We start from the raw sequence: 24,025 nt of genomic DNA on the forward strand, positions 1-24,025 counted from the left end.
CTTCAATTGTTCTGAGCTGCAAACTGGCGTTCAAGTCGCTCTAATTTGCCGCTTACTGAACCGTCTATAATTGTATTACCAACTCGGACTTTTAAGCCACCGATAATCGCTGGGTCTACAATATTATTAATTTTCACTTCTCGTTTTTGAAAACGCTTTGCGATTGCTTGTGCAATATCTTGTTGTTCCTTTTCAGTTAGTTGACGAACGGAATAAACTTGTGCAACAGCAATCCCTTTGGCGTCGTTTGTAAGCTGTTCTAAACGTGAAACCATGTTTCCAATGATATGAACACGATTTCTTTCAACTAGTAGCTTGATAGTATGAATAACATGTGAATCCATTCCTTGGAACACAGTTTCAACCAGTTGTTGCTGCTTTTCTTGTGAAATTTGTGGATGTTCCAATACTAGACGGAATGATTGATTTGTATTGATGACTTCTTTTACAGTACGGAATTGGTCAACTAATTGATCTAATATATTTTTTTCAGTCCCAAATTGAAAGAGAGCATCTGCATATCGATTAGCAACTACAGCTTCACTCATCGCTCTTCTCCTACCTCTTTAATATATTCATTGATCAATTTTTCTTGATCCTGTGCACTGATTTCCTTCTCAATTACTTTGCTTGCAATAAGAACGGATAATGAGGCAACTTGATCTTGTAAAGCTTGAATGGCTTTTTCCTTCTCATTTTGAATATCTGCTTCAGCAGCTTCTTTGAGACGGGTTGCTTCTTGTCTTGCAATATCGATAATTTTCTGCTCTTCTTGTTTTGCCGTATTGCGAGCTTCATCAATAATCTTTTGTGCTTCTTCTTTTGTTTGTCTTAATTGGGCTTTAGCCTCTTTAGAAGCTGTTTCTGCTTCACGGCGGCTTTTTTCTGCCATTTCAATTTCGTTTTTAACATACTCTTCACGTTTCTCCATCGTTTCCATTAATGGACCCCATGCAAACTTTTTAAGTAATGCAAGTAAAATAATAAAGAGAATAATCGTAAAGAACATATCACCAGTACGAAGCCCTCCAACAGCTCCTAATGTCAAAAAGTCACTATAAAAATGCACAGAATTCACTCCTTTCAATCTCTTACATACGGTCTTTGATTTAAGTATTTAAATGAATCATCTGAATAATAGTCGTACATAAAGGAATGGCGAAGATTCATTCGGAAACGAACCCCGCCATATACATTTTTAAGTAAAACGAATATTATCGGCCTTGTACCATGAATGCGATAACGACAGCCATGATAGGAATAGCCTCAACAAGCGCGATCGCCATTAACATTGTAATTGTTAACGGACCACGTAATTCTGGTTGACGCGCAATCCCTTCAACTGTTCTTCCACCAATTAATCCAATACCAAGTCCTGCTCCTAATGCTGCTAAACCAATAGCAATTGCTGCTGCTAAAGCTCCCATTCTAAAGTTCCTCCTTTTATATTTACCTAAGTTTATTTTTATTTTACATTAAGAAACTGTTATTTCTTAAAGTTAAAACACAGATTTAAAAAGGTTTCGTTTCATTAATCACTTGATTCTTAGTGACTTGCTTCCACTTTATGTGAGATGTAAAGCATCGTCAACATCGTGAATATAAACGCCTGAATTCCGGCAATAAATAAACTATATCCTGACCAAATGAGCATTGGCACACTAGCTAAAACAGCACCACCGATACTTTTTGCTCCTATTCCAATTATGAGTGCTGTTAACATTCCACCAGCAAACATGTTACCGAACAAACGTAAGCCAAGCGTTAACGTATTTGTAAACTCTTCAATGACTTTAAACGGAAACATAAAGAATACAGGTTCAAAGAATTTCTTACCATACTCCTTACCTCCACGAAGTTTAAGGCCATAGAAGTGTGATAACAAGACAATCATAAACGCTAATGCTAATGTAACTCCTGCGTCTGCTGTTGGAGAACCCCACCAGGAGTAATCATCAACGACGACAACTGTTACCATCCCAATGACGTTACTAATTAAAATGAATAAAAAGAGCGTTAGACCAAGTGGCAGAAAAGTTTTACCTGTTTTCCAATCCATCGTGTCACCGATGAGTCCTTTAATAAAATCAACATACCATTCCATCACATTTTGTGCACCAGTTGGCTTCATTTGTAACTTGCGTGTTGCTGCTATACAAATGATAAGAATGATCACTGATACTAATGTAATCATTAGCACGTTAGATAGGTTAAAGGAAAGCCAGGAAATACCAAACACATTCTCAACGATTGGTGCTTTTGTATCCACATTCATCACCTCTTTTCAGGCAAAATTATAGCATAAGAGAAGAATTATTCCATATTCGTAGGTTTACTTAGAACGACTATCATCCTTAATAAAGTGGATCGTTAAATCGATTAAAACAACGATATACGCTGTACATAGTCCGATTGCAACACCAACGATATGAAAGTATTCTTCATAGCGTAATGCGATTAATGCAGCTAATGCAGCCCCTCCTAATCGGATAAATGTCCCCGTACCTGCTCTTTTTCCGTGGTTAATGATCATAGCACCGAAACGTTCCATATTACGATGGAGTATCCATAAATGATAGAAACTAAATGCGGTACCTAATACGAGTCCATTGAAAAATCTGTGGTAAGAACTGAATCCAGCCCCTAGTACGATGACTGCTAGGAGGTAGAGCATCCATTTTCGTTGTCGTATGACTATCTTTCTATATTCCGTCATATAACTCTACTCCTCAATTATTCATCGGTGGCTACATACATATTGCTTCGAATGAAGTTGAAACTGCTTGTCCATCTCCTATTATTGAAGACTGATATCGCATCTTAACACGAAACCTTCAGCGTTCCACACTAAGCAAGTTTACATTAGCAAAACAGCATTGTCAATCAGTATCCTACAATTATCAATATTTTTTTATGTAGGGTTTGTGAGCTTCTTAAACCACTTTATGTACTACTGTTTTTTCGTTATATTTCACAAGAAATCCTGTAGAATATGCGAGGCTAATGTAAACATTGAACATGCCAATATTAAAACAAAATATGACACTTAAAATAGAACACCTATCCTCCATTATAATATTAATCTTTCATGCTAATTGTAACATTTTTGTGAACGTTTTTGGTTAATTTGATGCAATTTCACCATCAGTTTAACCGCCTATGGTGTGATATAAACCTCTGTTTCGCTATTTTCATATGTCCCATCAGTCAATCTCAGTGTGATGAGCGCTCGGTATAAGCCAGGCTTTTTAATCTTTTGACGGTTTAATTGTCCTTTATTGATGCCTTGTCTAACCGGTTTGATTGTTAAGAGATGCTGCTTAAAGATTAAGCTATCGGCATCATATAAAGTAATATTGACTTCTTCGACCTCTTTTGATGTGACATATAATCGATAAAGAAACGTATCGGTATCAAATGGTTTAAGAGTGAATTCAAATCCGCTTGTCTTTGGATAATCAGCTGTTTTGTGAATAAACATATATGGAAGATGATAGATTTCTTCTCCTTCTTTTAATTGTATATAACCTTCATGGATGCCTTCCTTAACGAGTAATGATTGTAAATTGAGTTTTAATGTTAATTGTTTTTTCTCGCCTCCTTGGAGTATGAAAGCTTTGGGAAGTTGGAAGCGGACACCTCTTTCTTTCTTAGGTATGATGAATGAGTAAGTTTTTGGTTTATTTGTTTTATTTTCTATTGTTATCGTTTGTTGTTTACGAAAGTTTGGTTCATCTGTTTTTCCGAATGCTAGATAAGGTTCATATATAATCGTTTGAGCATCGATTGCTTTATCGACTTGTACAAGTCCATTTCCTTGGAGACTTGGGTTGATATGTCGTTTTCGATGTGTTAACAGTGGTCGAGCATTTGTCAATAAAGCATTTTGGATTTGTTCATTTGTCCAATTTGGATGTGCTTCCTTCATTAAAGCTAGAACACCTGATATAAATGGGGCAGCCATACTCGTTCCATCGTATGCTGCATATCCATTAGGAACGGTACTAACGATGCCCTTTCCCGGTGCTACGATATTCGGTTTAATTTGCCAATTGACTGTTACAGGTCCTCGTGAGCTAAATGGTGTAATTTGTTCAGAATATGTTTGATATTGAGTTTCTAACCATAAGTTGTCTTGAGTCGTTGTTTCCTTTAGCCACTCTCCTATTTGTTGGGATAAAGAGGCAACTGGAATATTTATTCGTTCATTTCCTTGTAAAGCTCCCTGAAATGGACCTGGTTCATTGTTATAAATAAGGACTGCTACGGCACCATTTTGTTCTGCCTGTTTAGCCAAGTCATAAAAAGAACGATCACCCCTAGGAATAAGTGCTATTTTACCGTGAAGTTGTATTTCTTCTTGTAAAGTTGTATGAATAACGGGATAAGATTTGTTTAAATTCCATGGAGGTGAATTTAATAATAATTGTAGAGGGATTGTTTTCTTCTCTTTCCAGTAGTATAAGTAAGGTGTTTTAGTAGCGGGTTGATAAGCTCCAACAGCAATTGCTTTTGACGCTGTTGCAGGTGCACCAACAGTCCATGATTGGGGTCCACTATTTCCATTTGCAATGACTACAAGCTTTCCTAACTCAACTGCCTTATTGACAGCCTGACTTGTTGGATAATCTGGACCATTAACTGTGTTCCCCAATGATAAATTAATAATGTCAACATCATCTTTTATCGCATGCTCAATCGCTGCAATGACTTGAATAGATGTACCGACACCGCCTGGTCCTAATGCGCGATATGCATATATGTCAGCGTCTGGTGCCACCCCTTTTATATGACCATTAGCACCGATGATACCGGCGACATGCGTTCCATGTGATGTCGGTATGCCCTCTTTGACTCCTGTTTCCATTGGATCTGAATCTAAGTCTACAAGGTCATATCCACCTTTATAATTCGCTTTTAAGTCAGGGTGCTTATAATCAATCCCCGTGTCAATCACTGCAATCTTTACACCTTTTCCTGTGTACGATGTGTTATTTTCTAATGATTCTTGTTTTATACGTACCATCGTTTCTTTTAATTCTGGCGATAATTGATAAGTCTTTACTGGATGAATATTTTTAACAAACTCAAGCTGACCAATCGGCTGAAGTTTGTCGGGATGAGCCTTTAAAGCAAGTCCGGTAAATATTTTTTCGTATACTTGAACGACTTTAATAGCTGGATAGTATGTTTCGATATATTCCTTATGCTTTTTCGGTTCACCATTTGTTTCTATGATAATGGCTTCATCTTCAGTCTGTATTGGCTGTTCATTCTTATCATTTGGAAAATGTAATATACTTCCGAATAAAAAGATAAACGAAATGAGTCGAAACATGTTAACCGCTCCTTTTAAATTAACGTGCTGTTTTCTTTAGTGTTTGAATTAAGAGGTAAATCATACGACAGACGAGCGAATTTTGTTATGTAAGTGTGAAGGAGCTTTCACGATCAAAGTGGGTGATGAGTTTTACGCTTCTTTAAAAACAAAAAAGCGATCAATTGTCAATGAGACAACTTTGATCGCTTTTTGTAAATATTATTTTGTACCAAATAAACGGTCACCAGCATCACCAAGACCTGGAACAATATACGCTTCTTCATTTAATCCTTCGTCTAGTGCTGCGAGATAGATATCAACATCTGGATGCTCTTCTTGAATTTTCTTAACACCTTCTGGAGCACCGACAATACACATTAGACGAATTTGCTTTGCTCCACGTTTTTTTAAGGAGTGAATCGCATCAGCTGCGGAACCACCTGTTGCAAGCATTGGATCGATGACGATTAATTCACGCTCTGATATGTCAGATGGTAACTTTATGTAATATTCTACTGGTTCTAATGTCTTTGGATCACGATATAGTCCGACGTGACCTACTTTAGCTGCTGGAATAAGACGGACCATACCGTCGACCATACCTAGACCAGCACGTAAGATTGGAATGAGACCGATTTTTTTGCCAGCTAGCACTTTTGCTTTCGCAGTTTTAACTGGTGTTTCTATTGTTGTTTCAGCTACTGGTAGATTTCTTGTAATTTCAAAAGCCATTAGCATGGCGATTTCATTGACGAGTTCACGAAAATCTTTTGTACCGGTATTCTTATCCCTAATATGTGTTAGTTTATGTTGAATCAATGGATGATCAAGTACGTGTAATGTTCCCATATGCGGTGCACTCCTTTATGATTTTTTTACATCCCTTAAATTTTACAGAATAAAACATTTAGATTCAAGTGGACGCTCTTTTCATTAAGTAAAAAAGGTGTTTGACAGGTTAATTGGAAAAAAACAGGTGGAGAATATACGATTCTCTTCACCTGCTTTCATGATTACGCATATAGTGGAAATTTGTCTGTCAATGCTTTTACACGAGCCTTTGCTTCTTCTAATACCGCTTCATCTTCATGATTTTTAAGAGCAAGTGCCATGATGGCTGCAATCTCTTTCATTTCTTCCTCTTTAAAGCCACGTGTTGTAACAGCGGGTGTACCTATACGAATACCACTTGTTACAAATGGGCTTTCCGTATCAAATGGAATCGTGTTTTTATTCGTTGTAATACCGATTTCGTCAAGGACTTCTTCTGCCACTTTTCCAGTTAAATGAAGTGGTGTGACATCTAATAATAGTAGGTGGTTATCCGTACCACCAGATACGATGCGAATACCTTTTTCAACTAGAGCTTCTCCAAGAACTTTAGCATTTTTTATAATTTGTTTAGAGTATGCTTTAAATTCATCAGATAGCGCTTCTTTGAATGATGTCGCTTTGGCAGCAATAATATGCATTAATGGACCACCTTGCATTCCAGGAAATACAGTTTTATCGATTTGTTTAGCATACTTTTCTTTACATAAAATCATCCCACCACGTGGACCACGTAATGTTTTATGTGTCGTTGTTGTCACGAAATCAGCATATTTTACAGGATTTTGATGAAGTCCAGCTGCAACTAATCCAGCAATATGAGCCATATCAACTAACAGATAAGCATCGACTTCATCGGCGATTTCACGGAATTTAGCAAAATCAATTTGACGTGGATAAGCACTTGCACCAGCTACAATGAGTTTCGGTTTTACTTCTTTTGCTTTTGCTAATATAGCATCGTAATCAAGTTGTTCTGTTTCTTTATCGACGCCGTAATCAACGAAATTGTACAATTTTCCACTGAAATTAACTGGGCTTCCGTGTGTCAAATGACCACCATGACTTAAGTTCATTCCAAGGACCGTATCACCTTGTTCTAAAACCGTGAAATAAACAGCCATATTTGCTTGGGCACCAGAGTGTGGTTGCACGTTTACATGTTCAGCGTCAAACAGCTCTTTAGCACGATCTCTTGCTAAGTTCTCGGCAATATCAACATATTCACAACCACCGTAATAACGCCGACCTGGATAACCTTCTGCATATTTATTCGTTAAGACAGAACCCATTGCTTCCATCACTGATTCAGAGACAAAGTTTTCTGATGCGATTAATTCAATCTTCTCCTGCTGACGTTTCTTTTCTAATTGAATGGCTTCATATAATTCAATATCTGTTTGCTTTACATGTTCCATCATTGTTCCTCCCTATTGGATGTATGTATGATTAAAAGCACTTTATGGTCGTCATTCATAGATTGCACGTGCACCGCCAATTAATTTAGGTCGTGTTTTTGCATAATTAATTCGTGCTTTACCAAGTGTTGATTGCTTAAAACGCACTGGGACAGCAACTCGTTTTAAATGCATGCCAATTAATGTGTCACCTATGTCCATAGCGGCATCTGCTTGTATCGTCTCTACGACAACAGCGTCTGTTAAATGTTTAAAAGCATATGCTGCCATTGCACCACCCGCATCACGCGTCGGAATGACAGTTACTTGTTCAAGATTAAATGCTTGCATTGTTTCTTTCTCGACAACAAGTGCGCGATTTAGATGTTCACAACATTGAAAAGCGAGTTGGACACAAGTCTTTTCTCGTAATGTTTGCAATGCCTTAAAAATCTCTTCTGCAATCGCCTCACTGCCTGCTGTCCCAATTTTTTCACCGGCTACTTCACTCGTAGAGCAGCCAATAACGAGTAAATCGTCTTTATTTAATATACCGCTCTCTTCCCACTCCTGAACAATGATTTCCAATTCATTTTGCAACTGCTTCATCACTCATCACCTGCTTGTGGATTATTGTCCTAATTCATAGGCTGAGATCTTTCCAACACGGCGTTCATGGCGGCCACCTTCAAATTCAGTTTCTAGCCATGTTTTTGCAATTTCGCGTGCTAAAGCTGGACCAATGACACGCTCTCCCATCGCCAAAATATTAGAATCATTATGTTGGCGTGTTGCTTTAGCTGAGTACACATCATGAACAAGGGCACAGCGAATGCCTTTTACTTTATTAGCTGAAATGGACATACCTATTCCTGTCCCACAAATTAAAATACCGCGGTCAAACTCTCCATTAGCTACTCTTTCAGCTGCAGGAAGAGCGTAATCTGGATAATCGACAGATGTTTCACAGCTACAACCTACATCTTCATATTCAATGTTCATTTCATCGAGTAAGCTCTTCACTTCATTACGAAGGGTCATTCCAGCATGGTCACCTGAAATAATGACTTTCACGGACTTTTCACTCCTTTTTATCATTTAATAAGTACGCTGTTCAATAACACGTTTCATTTTTATTATAGGCTATTTTGTCTTACAATTTCCAATCAAAAAATTAAAATCTGAAAAGGATTCTTTCCTTTCCAGATTTAGGCATTATACATTAAATTGCTCGATTTGGCGTTTTAAATTTTCTGCTTGCTTTTCTAGTTCATTGGCTCGTTGTTCTACCTCATTAATCGTTGCTGCTTGTTCATGAACAGCGGCATTGACTTCTTCAGTTCCTGCGGTTGTTTGTTCAGCAATAGCTGCGACTTCTTCAGATTGTGACGCCGTTTTTTGAATGGATTCAAGTTGTTCATCAACAAGTTGTGAAATACGTGTAATATCCCTTGCCATTTCTTCAACAGAATGGGACATTTCTGCTATTTTCTCGTTCGCATGTGAGCCTTTTGTTGCCTCTTCAGTTGTTTGTACGACTTGTTCATTCATCTTTGTCACAACGCGATTCATATCTGCTTGAATGGCTTGTATTAATCCTGAAATACGTTGTACGGCTTGAGCACTCTGATCAGCGAGCTTACGAATTTCTTCCGCTACGACGGCAAAGCCCTTTCCATGTTCACCAGCTCTCGCCGCTTCAATGGAAGCATTTAGTGCTAATAGATTAGTCTGTTCAGCAATTTCTCCAACCATCGTAATAATCGATTCTATTTGATAAGCATGATTTTTTAACTTATCAACATCATTGAGAGAGGCTTTTTGACTTTCTGCTAAATCTTGTGTACCGATAATGAGATGATTTATCGCTGTCATACTATCATTCAATACATTTAGCATGATGGCTGATTTTTCTTGAGATGATGCTGCTTGTTCTTGGACTTGTTGTGCTAGTATTGTTGCATGTTCAATTGCCTCAACTGTTTGTTGAATCGCTTCTGAAGATGTCATTGCACCTTTTGAAATATCGTCTGTTGATTGACTGATCATCGTTGAGTTCTTGCTTAATTGATCCGACGCTTGTTTCATTTGCATAACGGTTTGATTCGTCTTCTTAAAATGATCATCGATATTATGTACCATCATCCGTAAATTGTTTAGCATTGTATCAAATGCAAAGCTTAAAGCACGAATTTCATCATCTGATTTTGGAATATGAACCGATTGGTTTAAATAGCCATTAGCTGCTTCTGACGCTACTTCTTCTAGTTTTTCCAATGGTTTCGTAATAAAACGTCCTGCTACATAAGCTAAAATTCCTGACCAAATCATTCCGAGTAGTAATGTTATAATCGTAAACAGTTCAAATGACATATGAAACCATTGCCATTGATTCACGACAAGGTCATACACATAATACAAGAAAAAAGCACTTGTGGAATACGTGATAATTGCTAAAATTGTCGTAAATAACATCAGTTTGACACGCAGACTGAACCGGTATTTTTTTCTACTTTTCATAAGCATCCCCTGATTGTATTTTTTCTACGAGTAAATCGATCTGTTCTTCTATTTCTTCAAGTGTCTTGCGATACACCAGTAAATGACCACCGAACGGATCTGAAATATCTGAGTTCATTAACTTTTGTTCGAGATCGTTCATTTGTTGTAATTCTTCTTTCAGTAATTGAGCAAGCTTTCGTTCAAGGGTGTTGTGATTTAGTTTATGTTCATTTTCTTTTATAAACTGTGAACGTTTTAATTCTAATTGAGCATATACTTGCTTTAATTGATCCCATACTTCTTTATCGGCTTGTGACACATATTCTTTAAGTGTATAATACTTTTCTTGAAAGTTCGGATAGTCTATCATTAATGTTTGCTTATGACCGGTCGTCATTGTTAATACGACATCTGCCCATTGCAATAAACTTGGGGTGACCATTTGCGATTGATGTGAGGCGTCAATTTGTTTTTCTTTAAGAGCTTTAATCGCATTAGCGCTCATTTGTTCGCCTTCATGAGCAAAAACACCAGCAGATTTTACCTCTATATCTGGGAGTTTACTTTTTAATAGTGCTTCTGCCATCGGACTACGACATGTATTACCAGTACATACGAATAATATCTTCATTTGCACACCTCAATTTGATTCAAAAGTCTTATGTTTAATATAACACATATTAAAACAGGGTGCTTTACGCTTCGCTTTATATCATTGCACTCATCATCACAGTTAAGCCGAAAACAATTAGAATACTACCACCCAAAAGCTCACTATAGAGCGAAAGCATGCCACTGATTTTTCGTCCAATAAGAAGGCCTAGTAAAGTAAGAAAACTACTAACAAAACCAAATAATAAAATCATCATGAAAGAATAAATGCCTGACATACCAAAGCTTAGTCCAACTGAAAAGCTGTCCATACTGACAGATAATGCTAACAGGATAAATCCATAACCTGTCAAACGAAAGGTTTTTCTCTCACTTGTTGTAAAAGCGCTCAGAAACATATGGATTCCGATACCAAATAATAAGAGACCACTTAAAAGCGTCGTAACATGTCCGATTTTATTTAGCAAAGCTTGCCCTAATAACACACCAATTGTTGGTAAAATCATATGACATACGCCAATGAATAGGGATAAACACATTGCTATTTTAAACCGCATATTTTGCATTCCTAAAACAAGACTCACAGAGAAAGCGTCCATACCAAGTGCAATCGCTATGAAAAAAAATGAACCAATCTCTGATAACAGATTGATAGGCAAAAGAAAACCCCCTTCAGACATGGTTGTACACTATATGTCTGAAAGGGGGAGATTATGATTAGGAAGAGATGGTTTTATGTGCTGCTTTCTTTAGTCGATTCATAATCGCTTGACCTATCCCTTTCTCCGGGACTGTCTGACAGATGATAATATCAGTATCTTCCTTCTTAAAGGTGCGTAAAGCATCATATAGATGCTGAGCAATTTCTTGTAAACTATTTCCAAGTAAGTAATATTGATCTGTTTTGATCTGTTCGACATCATCTGTTCTAATTAATGCGGCTACGCGATTGCCGTCCTTTTGAGCTTCAGCAACGATTTCATTTAATGTATCAATCGAACCATCAACAAGCCAAAGTGGTACGTCTGGTGTATAATGTTTATACTTCATTCCCGGTGCTTTAGGTTTGCTCTGGTTTTCCATAAGAGCAGGGTCGATATTAACGGGACCGATTACTTGCTCAAGCTCTTCCAGTGAAATGCCTCCCGGTCTTAGAATAACGGGTATATGCTCTGTACAATCTAATACAGTTGATTCAACACCGACTCCAGTTAATCCACCATCGACAATGCCAGCAATTTTACCATTTAAATCTTCCCAAACATGCTTAGCTGTAGTTGGACTTGGCTTTCCTGATATATTTGCACTTGGTGCTGCAATAGGAATATTCGCTTGCTGCAGTAATCTTAATGCTACGGGATGATTTGGTATTCGTACACCAACTGTGTCAAGACCTGCTGTTACATTTGCTGCGCATGTGCCGTTACTCGGTAAAATATATGTGATTGGACCTGGTGAAAAAGTATCAATTAACTTATCAACATACGGCTCATATTTATCCACAATATCCACAAGTTGTTTTTTCGTTGCGACATGAGCGATCAACGGGTTATCTTGCGGGCGCCCTTTTGCTTTAAAAATTTTCGTAACCGCCTGTTCATTTGTCGCATCCGCACCTAACCCATAGACTGTTTCCGTTGGGAATGCAACGGTATGGCCTTGTTGTAACAGTTGTGCCGCCTGTTTAATTGCTTCGGTTTGTTTATGATGACCTTCCGTTACATGCCAATAAATTGTCTCCATCATATTTATTACCTCTTTTCTCTCTCTATTTTAGAAGAAACGAATCGATTTTGCTATTTTTTAAACATCTTATTGTTCATCAACATGTTATCCACATTCCTCAATAGAGTTATCCACATTTTTAGTCGTTATTGTGGAAATATTTGCGAGTGTACATGTTTATTACAATTTATCAACATGATATTAACGATTTTTTCACAGGTTATTCACATTTTCTTGTGGATATTGTGAATAAGGACAGAAATTTTGTTAAGTAACGGTGTAATGCCACCACTTTCCTGATCTCTTTTGAATATTTGCGAGATTTTTTGGTAGATCGGCTGTTTCTTCAAAATATAACGCTTCTAAAATGATATCTAATAAGATTTGATGACTGAATAGATATAATTTATGGCCTTTTAATTCTCTTGTCATCAAAATAATAGTTTCAAGTAAGACTGGTAAGTTTTGAGTTATTTCTGGATGAATAAACAATTGCTTTAACCAATAGTCATCATCAGAAACATGAGTTAATATAAAACAACCTTTAATACAATCGTTTGTTTGAATGACATAACCTTCTTTAACTAAATGGGCTTTGTCTAAAGATGTAGCAGTTTTCATGAAAGATTCTAGTAACGGACCTTGAACAGTTTCTGCTTTTGCTAGTTTCATAAGACTCTCCCCTTCCATTTTACTGTAATCATATGATAGAAGAGAGCTGTTTATGCTATGCAAATAGATTAACGAGCCAATCCCATAGGAAAAATTTAACTTCAACTTCTTCTGTCTCTGTTTGTTCTTGTGAGTCTGTTGCTGCTTCTACTTCAGTAGCGAAGTCAAGAAAGCATAACGGCGGAAATAAGACACACCACCAATTTTTACCTTCACCAGATCCGAGTGTAATAAGGATCGCTTCATATTCTCCTGCTGGATAATGAATGTTTCCATATGTTTTATCAGGGAATAAGACATTTTCTTGATACGAGACTTGGAAGTCATACGTGACATCGTGTTGCTTTAATGTCATATCGATCGTTTGTTCAATCTCATCTATCTGACTTGAAATGACTTGTCTCGCTGCTTCTATATCAGTTAAGTGTTCCACCCATGTTGAAATTTGTTCGTTTACTTGATCACGGATATGCAGCTTCATTTCTTGATCGATTTGTGTATCACTATTTGCTAATATTCTTAAGCGAATCGCTTCATCTGGAATGATTAATCGTTCTGAAGGATTTCCTTCCCCAATACTAGGTTGACTTATTATGAATATCATGACAATAAATATAAACAATACTCGTTTATTCCGCATCATCCTGAACCCCTTTAAATTAATGTTGTTCACATTATGGGCAAGAGAGGAATCTTTTAAACTCGTATTTTCATCTTTTTATATATTTGCATAGATAATGCGGTCTTTTCCGTTCATATCTTGATAGACTGATACATCTGATGCTGGAAATGCTTGACGAATGATTCTCGTTACCGCTTCACCTTGGTTATAACCTATTTCAAAGAATAGATGCTTTGGACGGCTTTTTAATTGACGAACTTGCTTAATAATTGTTTCATATGCTTTTAATCCATGATGATCAGCAAATAATGCTAAATCTGGGTCAAAGTCTTTTACTGTATCTGATAAATATTCTGCATCTTCTTTAGCTATATAAGGTGGATTTGATACGATAACATCTGGATGAATCTCTTCATCAATCATCGGTTGTAAGAAATCCCCTTCATAAAATTGAACCGTTGCATCTAATGAGATGGCGTTATGTTTTGCTACTTTGAGTGCGTCTCCTGATATATCAGTCGCATAAATATGATGTGACGACTCTAATGCAAGTGTAATCGCAATAACACCACTTCCCGTACCAAGATCAACGATGGTTAATGGTTCTATTGTTTGAATTTTTTTCAGAACACATTGAACTAGCTCTTCTGTTTCCATACGTGGGATGAGAACATCTTTTGTCACATGAAACTCCCGGCCGTAAAATTCAGTCTTTCCGATAATATGTTGAACTGGGATACCCGTCTTTGCATGGTTAATAATGGCTTTTTTAAACTGTTCGACAATGGCTAAGGGAATAGGATCTCGCATATTCGCCAAAAATTTAGCACGTGGTTCATTTAAATAATGTTGCAATAATATCTCAGCTACATATGGCTCACGCTGGTGATTTTTCAAAAAAAGAGAAGCCCATTGGAGGACTTCATATTGTTTTGCATCGTTTTTCATATATGCCACCGTTTTCATTAAATGTTAACTTCCGATTTCTTCAAGACGTTTCGTTTGGTCCTCTACAAGCAATGCTTCAATAATTTCATCTAATTTTCCTTCTAAAATTTGCTCAAGCTTTTGTAATGTTAGACCAATTCGATGGTCAGTAACACGGCTTTGTGGAAAATTATATGTCCGAATCCGCTCTGAGCGGTCACCGGTTCCAACTGCTGATTTACGTGTTTCGTCATACTCCGCTTGTGCTTCTTGCTGAAATTTATCATAAACACGGGCACGGAGAACTTTCATCGCTTTTTCTTTGTTTTTAATTTGTGATTTCTCGTCTTGACAAGAAACAACAATCCCTGTTGGAATATGAGTTAGACGAACAGCAGACATCGTCGTATTAACGCTTTGTCCTCCTGGTCCACTTGATGCAAACGTATCGACACGAATATCTTTGTCATGAATATCAACTTCTACATCTTCTGCTTCTGGTAAGACTGCTACAGTTGCTGTTGATGTATGGATCCGTCCACCAGATTCTGTTTCTGGTACACGTTGAACGCGATGGGCACCATTTTCATATTTAAGCTTAGAATAGGCCCCTTTTCCATGAATCATAAATATAATTTCCTTATAACCACCGACACCTGTGGAGTGAGCTTCAATGACTTCTGTCTTCCACCCTTGACTTTCGGCGTAACGTGAGTACATGCGATATAAATCTCCAGCAAATAACGCCGCTTCATCTCCTCCAGCAGCACCGCGAATTTCCATGATGACGTTTTTATCATCGTTTGGATCTTTCGGTAAGAGAAGAATTTTCAGTTGTTCTTCTAATTCCGTTTCTTTCTCGGTTAATTCTGCTAATTCCATTTTAACCATTTCTTCCATCTCTTCATCAAGGTCGTCTTCCAACATTGATTTTGCATCTTTTAATTCTTCTGTCACTGTCTTGTATTGACGATACACTTGTACGACCTCTTGAAGATCAGCTTGTTCCTTTGAGTATTCACGAAGTTTATTCGGGTTATTAATCACTTCTGGGTCACTAAGCTTTTCATTTAATGTATGGTAACGATCTTCAATCGTCTGCAAACGTTCTAACATTTTTTGCTTCACCTCACTATGCTTAACATTATAATTATAGTATATCCAATAGCGTCTGGTCAAAGTCAGACTCATATCTCACCACTTATCATGCATTTTATAATAAATATGGAGTTGTTAAAAGAATGGTTTCATTTGATCAATCTCATGAAGCTTAAGAAAAAACAAAGTGTTGAATAAAAAGATAAGACTTCATCTGGAATTGAATAAAATCTGAGATCATAAGATGTACGTCAGAAGTAGCTACCCTAGTCTATTGTAAAGAGTTGAAACAGAATGACATTTCGCATTGAGACTAGTAATTAAAACTCATATGAAGAAGGAAGCTATTTTACTATAAGTTGAAAGGTGTAACAGCACTTAAACAAAACGAGCAGAAAATAATATTAAAGGTTTTAAAAAAACCCCATAGTTGGGGCTTTTACATTGTCAATATATGTCTTCAATAAAAAGTATGACTTTATTCCGGTTTATTCGGAACTTCATGATGGTGACGACATCTTGGTTCATATGATTCAGATGCACCGACCATAATAACAGGATCATCATATGAGGCAGGTTTACCATCGATTAAACGTTGCGTACGACTAGCTGGTGAACCACAAACAGGACAGATGGCATTGAGCTTCGTAACTGATTCAGCTAAAGCCATTAATTTGGGCATTTGCCCGAATGGTTCGCCACGAAAATCTGTATCTAATCCGGCTATAATAACGCGAATGCCCCGTTTTGCTAAATGATCAACAACTTTAGTAATGTTTTCATCAAAAAACTGTGCTTCATCTATACCGACAACATCGACTTCATCCGTAACGATGTCGATAATTTCCATTGACTGGCTAATAGGATATGCTGTAAAAGATGTCCCATTATGGGATACAATATATTCCTCTGCATAACGATCGTCAATAGCTGGTTTAAATACAGCGACAGACAGTTTACCATATTTTGCTCGTCTTACACGACGTATCAGTTCTTCAGATTTTCCGGAAAACATGCTTCCACAAATGACTTCAACCCAACCGTTTTGTTGCATAACATACATACTGGTCGTCTCCTTTCACCAGATAGCGACTAAATACACGTAAAAAAAACAGGCAAGCGACAATTGGTTTGCCTGTTTTTATTTATTTGCTTACTTAAGATTATATTTTTTCTTGAAGCGGTCAATACGTCCACCGGCTTTGTCAGCTTTTTGCTTACCTGTGTAGAACGGGTGTGAAGCTGAGCTGATTTCTACACGAATAAGTGGGTATGTGTTTCCATCTTCCCACTCAATTGTTTCGTCAGAAGTTTTTGTTGAACCACTCAAGAATTTAAAATCCGAGCTTGTATCAAGAAATACAACTTTTCTATATTCCGGATGAATACCTTTCTTCATATCTTTCCACTCCTTTTTGCCCTGAATCCTTTGGAAACAGAGTTATTGTAAAGAGCCACTTTAGGTTCGTACACCTTTACTAAACTCACGTTAAGATTATACCAGTGTGTCGAACTGAATGCAATAGATAGAATGTAAAAATGAGATTTTACTCAGTGACGATTACATCTGGCGCCGTTTCATCTCTTCTTCCATTCTTTCTAAAAACTCTTCATTCGATTTTGTAGCTTTTAAACGACGTAGGAATCGTTCAAGAAAGTCTGATGAATCTTGCATCGTTTTACGAATCGCCCACATTTTTTCCAAATGGGCCTTATCAACGAGTAATTCTTCTTTTCTCGTACCAGAACGCAGAATGTCAATCGCTGGAAAGATTCTTCTTTCTGCTAGATGACGATCAAGATGAAGTTCCATGTTTCCAGTTCCTTTGAATTCTTCGTAAATAACATCATCCATACGGGATCCTGTATCAACTAAAGCGGTTGCTAAGATGGTAAAACTCCCACCTTCTTCGATATTTCTTGCAGCTCCAAAAAATCGCTTCGGACGATGAAATGCTGCTGGGTCAATCCCCCCTGAAAGCGTACGACCACTTGGCGGTATGACTAAATTATAAGCACGCGCAAGCCGTGTAATACTATCCATCAATACAATCACATCTTGTTTATGTTCAACGAGACGCATAGCCCGTTCTAATACAAGCTCAGATACTTTAATATGGTTCTCTGGTAGCTCATCAAATGTGGAGCTGACGACGTCAACATCTGGGTGAACAGATCGTTCAATATCTGTCACTTCTTCTGGACGCTCATCCACTAATAGTATAATGAGTTTCGCTTCGGGATGGTTAACAGATATGCTATTAGCAATTTGTTTGATTAACATAGTCTTTCCTGCTTTTGGAGGTGCAACGATTAAGCCACGTTGACCAAATCCAACCGGTGTCATCAAATCTATAATTCTTGTCGATAATTGATTTGGAGTTGTTTCTAATTTCATAAAACGGTTTGGATAAAGTGCTGTTAAAGCAGGAAAATGGACCCGTTCTTTAGCTGCTTCTGGGTCATCGTCATTCACAGCATCAACATGTAATAAACCAAAATAGCGTTCATTTTCCTTCGGTGGTCGGACTTTACCTGATACTTTATCCCCATTTCGTAAGTCGAAACGTCGAATTTGTGATGCTGAAATATAGATATCTTCAGCACTTGGGGAGTAGTTAATCGGACGTAAAAATCCAAATCCTTCAGAAGGTATAATTTCCAAAATTCCGTCCATAAATGAGTAGCCATCTTTTTCTGCTTGAGCTTTTAAAATAGCGAAAATCAGTTCCTTTTTTGTTAACTTTGCATAATATGAGATTTTATATTCTCTTGCTAACGCATAAATTTCTTTCAATGTTAGCTCTTCTAATTGTCCAATTGTTAATGACATTCAATCACCACACCTATAAACATTTATTAAGACTTACGAATGAGACGGAATTTTGTTTGAAGCTAGAGTTGAAGTTTAATGGAATGTATTCATGGTCGTTAATTGTTTTCACATCTTTTCTATATGTAGTTATTTTTGGATTACTCTTTAAATTCGAACTGGAGAAGTAGATACGATGTTTGATTTGATAGGGATTGTTAACTAGATAACAATCTTTATATTACTCTGTTTTGATTTGAGAAGCAATATCTTTTTAAAAAATTTTTGAAAATCGTTCTCTTTACTATTATAGTCTAATGATGAGAACATGTCTATGTATCGTTAGAATGGCATCAAAAACGATTAACAATAAATGGGGAAGAGTATATTGAAGCTTCAATGCGATGTCTCGTTGCGCTTTTTCCTGGCGAGAGGCTGTGTTGGAGCACTCAATGCGGTCTCTCGGACTGTTTTTTACAGCGAGAGGATAGATTGAACCAATCAATGCGGTCTCTCACCATGGTCATCTTCGGTGAGAAGTTATATTGGGATTCCAATGTGATGCTTTTTCGCACAATGGAAAGAAAAAGAGAATGCCTTTCTGGACATTCCCCTTGTTTATATTTATGGTTTTAATACAAGGTTTGGCTTTTTCTTTAAACTATGTCTTCCATCAATGAAGCGGACGGTCCCACTCTTTGCACGCATAACAACCGTTTGTGTTGTTGCTGTTTGACCTTTGTATTGAACACCTTTTAATAATTCACCGTCTGTTACACCTGAGGCGGCAAAAATAGCGTCATCTCCTTTACAAAAGTCGTCCATATAAAAGACTTTGTTTATATCGTCAATTCCCATTTGTTTACAACGCTTTCTTTCTTCATCATTTGATGGAACAAGTTGGCCTTGAATCTCACCGCCTAAACATTTTAACGCAACAGCCGCTAAAACGCCTTCTGGTGCACCACCTATACCGAGTAATATATCGACACCAGTCTGATCAAAAGCAGTATTTACTGCACCAGCTACATCACCGTCAGGAATAAGCTTAATTCGGGCACCAGCTTGTCTAATGTCTTTAATTAATTCAGCATGGCGTGGTCGGTCTAATACGACGGCAACGATATCTTCAATATCTTTATTTTTCGCTTTAGCTACAGCCTGTAAGTTATCATAAACAGATGCGTTAATGTCGATTTTACCAACTGCTTCTGGTCCAACAGCAATCTTTTTCATATACATGTCTGGAGCATGTAATAAATGACCTCGATCTGCCATAGCGATCACAGCAAGTGCATTCCATGTTCCATTGGCTACGATATTAGTTCCTTCTAATGGATCAACAGCGACATCGACCACTGGACCGCCGCCCATACCGAGTTTTTCACCAATATAAAGCATTGGAGCTTCATCCATCTCTCCTTCACCAATGACGACAGTACCATCCATTGGAATCGTATCAAAAACGGTGCGCATCGCTGTTGTTGCAGCATCATCAGCCTCTTCTTTCTTACCTCTACCCATCCAACGTGCTGAGGCAAGTGCTGCTGCTTCCGTCACGCGGACTAATTCCATTGTTAAACTTCTTTCCATTCATTTCCTCTCCTTTATTCACAAATACCCTCATCCCAAGTTGGTATTTAAAAAGGTGAGACTTAAGAGTTGTGTAATTGCGTTTTTTCCTCACTGGTTAAGTCTTCTCGCCAAACATTGGCACCTAGTTTTATTAATTTTTCAGTCATGTTTTCGTAACCACGATCGATATGCTCAAGACCAGTTACTTCGGTTATTCCTTTTGCCATAAGACCAGCAATAACTAAGGCAGCACCTGCACGTAAGTCAGATGCTTTCACACGAGCTGCTTCTAATTGCACGGGACCTGTGATAATAGCTGCGCCGCCTTCTGTCTTAATCCTTGCATTCATGCGCCGTAATTCATCAATATGTTTCATTCGCGCACTGTAAATGGTATCAGTGACAACAGCTGTACCTGTCGCTTGAGTTAATAGTGCTGTAAATGGTTGTTGCAAATCGGTTGGAAAACCAGGATATACTAACGTTTTTATATCGACGCTTTTTAAAATTTTCTTTGGGGCAATATACAGTTGCTCATCACTTTGGTCAACTGTTACATCCATTTCACGTAATTTAGCAATTAACGATTCAAGATGCTGCGGGATGACGTTATCAATAATGACTTCGCGCCCAGCACCAGCTGCTGCGATGGCATATGTTCCAGCTTCTATTCGATCGGGAATAATCGTATGACGGCAACCATTTAGTGAAGATACACCTTCAATCCGGATAATATCGGTACCGACTCCTTTTATTTTCGCACCCATATTAGTGAGCAATGTTGCAACATCAATAATTTCTGGTTCTTTCGCAGCATTTTCAATAATTGTAGTCCCTTTAGCTTTAACAGCTGCTAACATAATATTAATGGTTGCTCCTACACTCACAACATCCAAATAAATGCGTGCACCAACTAACTCTTTAGCACGAAGATAAATGGCACCTTGTTCATTCGTTACTTCTGCTCCTAATGCTTGAAACCCTTTAATATGTTGGTCTATCGGGCGAGGTCCGAGATGGCAGCCACCAGGAAGCCCAATGACAGATTGTTTGAATTTACCTAACATCGCACCCATGAAATAATATGAAGCACGAAGTTTCTTTACTTTTCCGTTAGGTAATGGCATTGAAAGCATACGTTCTGGGTGAATATGTATCGTTCGATCACCATTCCATGTAACTGTTCCACCAATTTCTTCCAGTAAATGAGCTAGTATCTTCACATCAGAAATCATTGGTAACCCTTCTAATACAACTTCAGAATCAGCTAGTATCGCTGCAGGTAACAAGGCAACCGCACTATTTTTAGCGCCACTAATACGTACGTTACCATTTAGCTTGTGGCCACCTTCAATGAGCATTTTTTGCATAAATAAAACCCCACTTTACAATAAATAGCGTCATGTAATTTATCTATAGTATGTTCCAACCGAGGAAGAATGATAATGAAATTAACAAATTTTACTTCATTTCGTTCCAGTCCTGTAAAAATTTCTCAATTCCTTGGTCTGTTAGTGGATGTTTAACTAACTGTTCAAGCACGTTATATGGAACGGTTGCAATATGTGCTCCGCTTAGAGCCGCTTCTGTTACATGTAAAGGATGTCTAATTGATGCAGCAATAATTTCTGTTTCAATATTGTGGCGGTCAAATATGTCTGCAATGGTTTTTACAAGTGTCATTCCTGTGTGTCCAATATCATCTAAACGCCCTAAAAATGGCGACACATATGTTGCTCCACTACGGGCCGCAAGTAATGCTTGATTCGCATTAAAAATAAGGGTCACATTTGTTTTAATCCCTAGTTGTGTCAATGCTTTGACTGCTTTTAACCCTTCAAGTGTCATCGGTATTTTTACCGTTATATTTGGGGCAATCTGTGCTAATTCCTTAGCTTCTTTAATCATCCCATCGGCATCTTCTGAAATAACTTCAGCACTGACAGACCCCGATACTTCGTCTGTAATTTCTTTAAGTCGCTCGTGAAATGGTACACCTTCTTTAGCAACGAGACTTGGATTTGTCGTTACACCAGAAAGTACACCAAGTTTATTCGCACGGCGAATATCTTCTAAGTTCGCAGTATCAATAAAAAACTTCATTCTTATCCCTCTTTATTTACGCTTTATTTGAAGAACCAAATTCACGCATTTTCCCAATAACAGTTTCTTTAATCACATCACGGGAAGGTCCAAGATATTTACGTGGGTCATAAAGTTCTGGTTGTTCAGCCAAGACTTCGCGCACCTTTTTCGCTTGGGCTATTTGGTTTTCTGTATTGACATTAATTTTAGCTGTTCCAAGAGAAATAGCACGTTTAATATCTTTTGTCGGTATGCCTGTTCCGCCATGTAATACGAGAGGTACACCTGTTAAATGCATAATTTCTTCCATGCGATCGAAACCTAAATTCGGCTCTCCTTTATATGGTCCGTGTACAGAACCTAACGCTGGTGCAAAGCAATCAACACCTGTCTCTTGTACTAATTGTTCACACTCTGCCGGAATAGCATACATCGCTTCAGCATCTTCTACAATTAAGTCATCTTCTTGTCCACCTACACGACCTAATTCCGCTTCAACAGAAACACCGTGTAAATGAGCTAATTCAACGACTTTCTTCGTAACAGCAATATTGTCTTCTAATGGTTGGGCGGATGCATCGATCATTACAGAAGTAAATCCTGCATGGATTGCTTTTGCACATTCTTGAAAGCTTGAACCATGGTCTAAATGAATAGCTACAGGTACTGTTGTACCGTATTCCTCCATTAATGATTTAATCATAGCTACCGCAACTTTATAACCACCCATGTAGCGTGCTGCACCTTCTGATACTCCGATAATAACCGGAGATTTCTCCTCTTCAGCAGCTTGCAAAATGGCTTGCCCATACTCTAAGTTATTCAAGTTAAATTGACCTACAGCATAACCATTTGCTTTTGCTTTTTCAAGCATTTCTTTCATCGAAACTAATGTCATGATGAAAATCCTCCCTTTTTTCTTTTTATTTCAAATAATATAAACCTCATGTACCATTGTTTACACCATAATTATAGAATACCAACTCAATGAGTAAGTAGCAACCTTTAGCGCTGTTCCTTTCCTACTAGTGTCTTCTCTCATAAAGCGTGCCACGTACGAGTTTAAGTAATTCATGAACATGAAAAGGTTTAGCGATTATTCCAGTCACAAAATCCATTTCTTCTAACTCATCTATTAGCATTTCGAACATACCTGTCATGAAAATACATGGAAGATAAATATCTTTTTCTTGAAGGCGCTTAAGGACGGATACACCATCTAATATAGGTAGATGATAATCTATAATTAAGAGATCGAATGGAGTTACTGTTATTTTATCCAGGGCTTCTTCTCCTGTCTTTGCTTGATAAATTTGATGACCATCTTGTATTAGTATTTCTTTAAGTAACAATCGGATACCTATTTCATCATCTACAATTAATATTTTCTTCGACACACCGTCACCCCTCGTATAAATTTCTCCATTCTTATGAATGTTTTATTTCATTTACTTCTACAACATATCTCATTAACCCTTTATATCTGAACATTTTTCTGAATTTTAGTCAAAATGCACTATTACTTTATGGTAAAAAGGTAATTATATAGAACACAAGGGGACAAAATGACTCTTAAATGAGAAAAATTGCGTAATCAACATTGAAATGTTGTTTCCACAATGTCCTTTTTGTTTTGGATTGTTATAATTATTATTATTTTGTATTTTGGCGGTATACTTTGTTAAATTTATTCTACCAGAAAACACAGGTTGGGAATATGCACATAAAATGATGTTCAACATCATGAGCGAGTGATAAGAAGGACGCTCTTTTACGAAGAAAATTTTGAAAAGCCTCTTCAGGAATACTCTCTACTAAATCATTAATGACAAATGCGATATCATTTT

At 37.5% G+C, this 24,025-nt stretch carries 26 protein-coding genes; all 26 read right to left on the reverse strand.

Annotated features, from left to right (window positions below; translation table 11 throughout):
• Nucleotides 1-2: 2 nt before the first annotated feature.
• Complete coding sequence (locus HNQ35_RS11390; RefSeq protein ID WP_146938436.1) at nt 3-548, reverse strand: F0F1 ATP synthase subunit delta; 546 nt, start codon at nt 546-548, stop codon at nt 3-5.
• Entirely contained in the window at nt 545-1,069 is a 525-nt protein-coding gene (locus HNQ35_RS11395) for a F0F1 ATP synthase subunit B (protein ID WP_146938437.1), read from the reverse strand. Before HNQ35_RS11395 ends, HNQ35_RS11390 begins: the two co-directional genes overlap by 4 nt.
• Before the next feature lie 145 nt (nt 1,070-1,214).
• On the reverse strand, nt 1,215-1,427 hold the full coding sequence (atpE, locus tag HNQ35_RS11400) for a F0F1 ATP synthase subunit C (RefSeq protein WP_146938438.1): 213 nt from the start codon (nt 1,425-1,427) through the stop codon (nt 1,215-1,217).
• A 119-nt stretch (nt 1,428-1,546) separates the two neighbouring features.
• Nucleotides 1,547-2,269, reverse strand: a complete 723-nt coding sequence (gene atpB / locus HNQ35_RS11405) for a F0F1 ATP synthase subunit A (protein ID WP_146938439.1) — start codon at nt 2,267-2,269, stop codon at nt 1,547-1,549.
• Nucleotides 2,270-2,332: 63 nt separating this feature from the next.
• Nucleotides 2,333-2,716, reverse strand: a complete 384-nt coding sequence (locus HNQ35_RS11410; protein WP_146938440.1) for an ATP synthase subunit I — start codon at nt 2,714-2,716, stop codon at nt 2,333-2,335.
• Between the two features lie 441 nt (nt 2,717-3,157).
• Nucleotides 3,158-5,338 carry a S8 family serine peptidase gene (locus tag HNQ35_RS11415; RefSeq protein WP_146938441.1) on the reverse strand — a complete coding sequence of 727 codons (2,181 nt, stop codon included), beginning with the start codon at nt 5,336-5,338 and terminating at the stop codon, nt 3,158-3,160.
• Nucleotides 5,339-5,539: 201 nt separating this feature from the next.
• Nucleotides 5,540-6,169, reverse strand: coding sequence for a uracil phosphoribosyltransferase (gene upp / locus HNQ35_RS11420; RefSeq protein WP_146938442.1), 630 nt, complete (start codon nt 6,167-6,169; stop codon nt 5,540-5,542).
• Between the two features lie 164 nt (nt 6,170-6,333).
• Nucleotides 6,334-7,569, reverse strand: coding sequence for a serine hydroxymethyltransferase (gene glyA / locus HNQ35_RS11425; RefSeq protein ID WP_146938443.1), 1,236 nt, complete (start codon nt 7,567-7,569; stop codon nt 6,334-6,336).
• 51 nt (nt 7,570-7,620) lie between these two features.
• Nucleotides 7,621-8,157 carry a TIGR01440 family protein gene (locus HNQ35_RS11430; RefSeq protein WP_146938444.1) on the reverse strand — a complete coding sequence of 179 codons (537 nt, stop codon included), beginning with the start codon at nt 8,155-8,157 and terminating at the stop codon, nt 7,621-7,623.
• A 21-nt stretch (nt 8,158-8,178) separates the two neighbouring features.
• Complete coding sequence (gene rpiB, locus HNQ35_RS11435) at nt 8,179-8,622, reverse strand: ribose 5-phosphate isomerase B (RefSeq protein ID WP_146938445.1); 444 nt, start codon at nt 8,620-8,622, stop codon at nt 8,179-8,181.
• Between the two features lie 141 nt (nt 8,623-8,763).
• Nucleotides 8,764-10,068, reverse strand: coding sequence for a methyl-accepting chemotaxis protein (locus HNQ35_RS11440; protein ID WP_246118099.1), 1,305 nt, complete (start codon nt 10,066-10,068; stop codon nt 8,764-8,766).
• Nucleotides 10,058-10,681 (reverse strand): low molecular weight protein arginine phosphatase, encoded by a 624-nt coding sequence (locus tag HNQ35_RS11445; RefSeq protein ID WP_146938447.1) that lies wholly within the window; start codon nt 10,679-10,681, stop codon nt 10,058-10,060. Before HNQ35_RS11445 ends, HNQ35_RS11440 begins: the two co-directional genes overlap by 11 nt.
• Nucleotides 10,682-10,757: 76 nt before the next feature.
• Nucleotides 10,758-11,321, reverse strand: a complete 564-nt coding sequence (locus HNQ35_RS11450; protein WP_246118101.1) for a manganese efflux pump MntP — start codon at nt 11,319-11,321, stop codon at nt 10,758-10,760.
• A gap of 58 nt (nt 11,322-11,379) precedes the next feature.
• The gene (locus HNQ35_RS11455; protein ID WP_371862328.1) at nt 11,380-12,408 is read right to left on the reverse strand and encodes an L-threonylcarbamoyladenylate synthase; all 1,029 of its coding nucleotides are present in this window, start codon (nt 12,406-12,408) and stop codon (nt 11,380-11,382) included.
• A gap of 246 nt (nt 12,409-12,654) precedes the next feature.
• Nucleotides 12,655-13,059: a hypothetical protein gene (locus tag HNQ35_RS11460; RefSeq protein WP_146938449.1), complete on the reverse strand. Its 405-nt coding sequence runs from the start codon at nt 13,057-13,059 to the stop codon at nt 12,655-12,657.
• A 55-nt stretch (nt 13,060-13,114) separates the two neighbouring features.
• A complete protein-coding gene (spoIIR, locus tag HNQ35_RS11465; RefSeq protein WP_146938450.1) occupies nt 13,115-13,699 on the reverse strand; it encodes a stage II sporulation protein R in 585 nt (194 codons plus the stop codon).
• Between the two features lie 78 nt (nt 13,700-13,777).
• Nucleotides 13,778-14,647: a peptide chain release factor N(5)-glutamine methyltransferase gene (gene prmC, locus HNQ35_RS11470; RefSeq protein WP_246118102.1), complete on the reverse strand. Its 870-nt coding sequence runs from the start codon at nt 14,645-14,647 to the stop codon at nt 13,778-13,780.
• Between the two features lie 6 nt (nt 14,648-14,653).
• Entirely contained in the window at nt 14,654-15,724 is a 1,071-nt protein-coding gene (prfA, locus tag HNQ35_RS11475) for a peptide chain release factor 1 (protein WP_146938451.1), read from the reverse strand.
• Between the two features lie 460 nt (nt 15,725-16,184).
• The gene (locus HNQ35_RS11480; RefSeq protein ID WP_146938452.1) at nt 16,185-16,769 is read right to left on the reverse strand and encodes a thymidine kinase; all 585 of its coding nucleotides are present in this window, start codon (nt 16,767-16,769) and stop codon (nt 16,185-16,187) included.
• A 90-nt stretch (nt 16,770-16,859) separates the two neighbouring features.
• Complete coding sequence (locus HNQ35_RS11485) at nt 16,860-17,105, reverse strand: type B 50S ribosomal protein L31 (protein WP_146938453.1); 246 nt, start codon at nt 17,103-17,105, stop codon at nt 16,860-16,862.
• Between the two features lie 162 nt (nt 17,106-17,267).
• The gene (rho, locus tag HNQ35_RS11490) at nt 17,268-18,539 is read right to left on the reverse strand and encodes a transcription termination factor Rho (RefSeq protein ID WP_146938454.1); all 1,272 of its coding nucleotides are present in this window, start codon (nt 18,537-18,539) and stop codon (nt 17,268-17,270) included.
• A gap of 603 nt (nt 18,540-19,142) precedes the next feature.
• Entirely contained in the window at nt 19,143-20,111 is a 969-nt protein-coding gene (glpX, locus tag HNQ35_RS11495; protein WP_146938455.1) for a class II fructose-bisphosphatase, read from the reverse strand.
• A gap of 62 nt (nt 20,112-20,173) precedes the next feature.
• A complete protein-coding gene (gene murA, locus HNQ35_RS11500; RefSeq protein ID WP_146938456.1) occupies nt 20,174-21,463 on the reverse strand; it encodes a UDP-N-acetylglucosamine 1-carboxyvinyltransferase in 1,290 nt (429 codons plus the stop codon).
• 91 nt (nt 21,464-21,554) lie between these two features.
• Nucleotides 21,555-22,196: a fructose-6-phosphate aldolase gene (gene fsa, locus HNQ35_RS11505; RefSeq protein ID WP_146938457.1), complete on the reverse strand. Its 642-nt coding sequence runs from the start codon at nt 22,194-22,196 to the stop codon at nt 21,555-21,557.
• A gap of 16 nt (nt 22,197-22,212) precedes the next feature.
• Nucleotides 22,213-23,076 carry a class II fructose-1,6-bisphosphate aldolase gene (gene fba / locus HNQ35_RS11510; protein WP_146938458.1) on the reverse strand — a complete coding sequence of 288 codons (864 nt, stop codon included), beginning with the start codon at nt 23,074-23,076 and terminating at the stop codon, nt 22,213-22,215.
• A 127-nt stretch (nt 23,077-23,203) separates the two neighbouring features.
• Nucleotides 23,204-23,575, reverse strand: coding sequence for a response regulator (locus HNQ35_RS11515; RefSeq protein ID WP_170226719.1), 372 nt, complete (start codon nt 23,573-23,575; stop codon nt 23,204-23,206).
• Nucleotides 23,576-24,025: the final 450 nt, after the last annotated feature.

Source organism: Cerasibacillus quisquiliarum, from assembly GCF_014202495.1.
GTDB classification, from domain to species: Bacteria; Bacillota; Bacilli; order Bacillales; family Amphibacillaceae; genus Cerasibacillus; species Cerasibacillus quisquiliarum.

Bases quoted from the DNA above. Each gene is read 5' to 3' on its own strand.
- HNQ35_RS11390 (WP_146938436.1), bottom strand. From the start codon at position 548: ATGAGTGAAGCTGTAGTTGCTAATCGATATGCAGATGCTCTCTTTCAA.
- atpE (WP_146938438.1), bottom strand. From the start codon at position 1,427: ATGGGAGCTTTAGCAGCAGCAATTGCTATTGGTTTAGCAGCATTAGGA.
- HNQ35_RS11410 (WP_146938440.1), bottom strand. From the start codon at position 2,716: ATGACGGAATATAGAAAGATAGTCATACGACAACGAAAATGGATGCTC.
- HNQ35_RS11415 (WP_146938441.1), bottom strand. From the start codon at position 5,338: ATGTTTCGACTCATTTCGTTTATCTTTTTATTCGGAAGTATATTACAT.
- upp (WP_146938442.1), bottom strand. From the start codon at position 6,169: ATGGGAACATTACACGTACTTGATCATCCATTGATTCAACATAAACTA.
- glyA (WP_146938443.1), bottom strand. From the start codon at position 7,569: ATGGAACATGTAAAGCAAACAGATATTGAATTATATGAAGCCATTCAA.
- HNQ35_RS11430 (WP_146938444.1), bottom strand. From the start codon at position 8,157: ATGAAGCAGTTGCAAAATGAATTGGAAATCATTGTTCAGGAGTGGGAA.
- HNQ35_RS11440 (WP_246118099.1), bottom strand. From the start codon at position 10,068: ATGAAAAGTAGAAAAAAATACCGGTTCAGTCTGCGTGTCAAACTGATG.
- HNQ35_RS11445 (WP_146938447.1), bottom strand. From the start codon at position 10,681: ATGAAGATATTATTCGTATGTACTGGTAATACATGTCGTAGTCCGATG.
- HNQ35_RS11455 (WP_371862328.1), bottom strand. From the start codon at position 12,408: ATGATGGAGACAATTTATTGGCATGTAACGGAAGGTCATCATAAACAA.
- HNQ35_RS11460 (WP_146938449.1), bottom strand. From the start codon at position 13,059: ATGAAACTAGCAAAAGCAGAAACTGTTCAAGGTCCGTTACTAGAATCT.
- spoIIR (WP_146938450.1), bottom strand. From the start codon at position 13,699: ATGCGGAATAAACGAGTATTGTTTATATTTATTGTCATGATATTCATA.
- prmC (WP_246118102.1), bottom strand. From the start codon at position 14,647: ATGAAAACGGTGGCATATATGAAAAACGATGCAAAACAATATGAAGTC.
- prfA (WP_146938451.1), bottom strand. From the start codon at position 15,724: ATGTTAGAACGTTTGCAGACGATTGAAGATCGTTACCATACATTAAAT.
- HNQ35_RS11480 (WP_146938452.1), bottom strand. From the start codon at position 16,769: ATGTATGTTATGCAACAAAACGGTTGGGTTGAAGTCATTTGTGGAAGC.
- HNQ35_RS11485 (WP_146938453.1), bottom strand. From the start codon at position 17,105: ATGAAGAAAGGTATTCATCCGGAATATAGAAAAGTTGTATTTCTTGAT.
- rho (WP_146938454.1), bottom strand. From the start codon at position 18,539: ATGTCATTAACAATTGGACAATTAGAAGAGCTAACATTGAAAGAAATT.
- glpX (WP_146938455.1), bottom strand. From the start codon at position 20,111: ATGGAAAGAAGTTTAACAATGGAATTAGTCCGCGTGACGGAAGCAGCA.
- murA (WP_146938456.1), bottom strand. From the start codon at position 21,463: ATGCAAAAAATGCTCATTGAAGGTGGCCACAAGCTAAATGGTAACGTA.
- fsa (WP_146938457.1), bottom strand. From the start codon at position 22,196: ATGAAGTTTTTTATTGATACTGCGAACTTAGAAGATATTCGCCGTGCG.
- fba (WP_146938458.1), bottom strand. From the start codon at position 23,076: ATGACATTAGTTTCGATGAAAGAAATGCTTGAAAAAGCAAAAGCAAAT.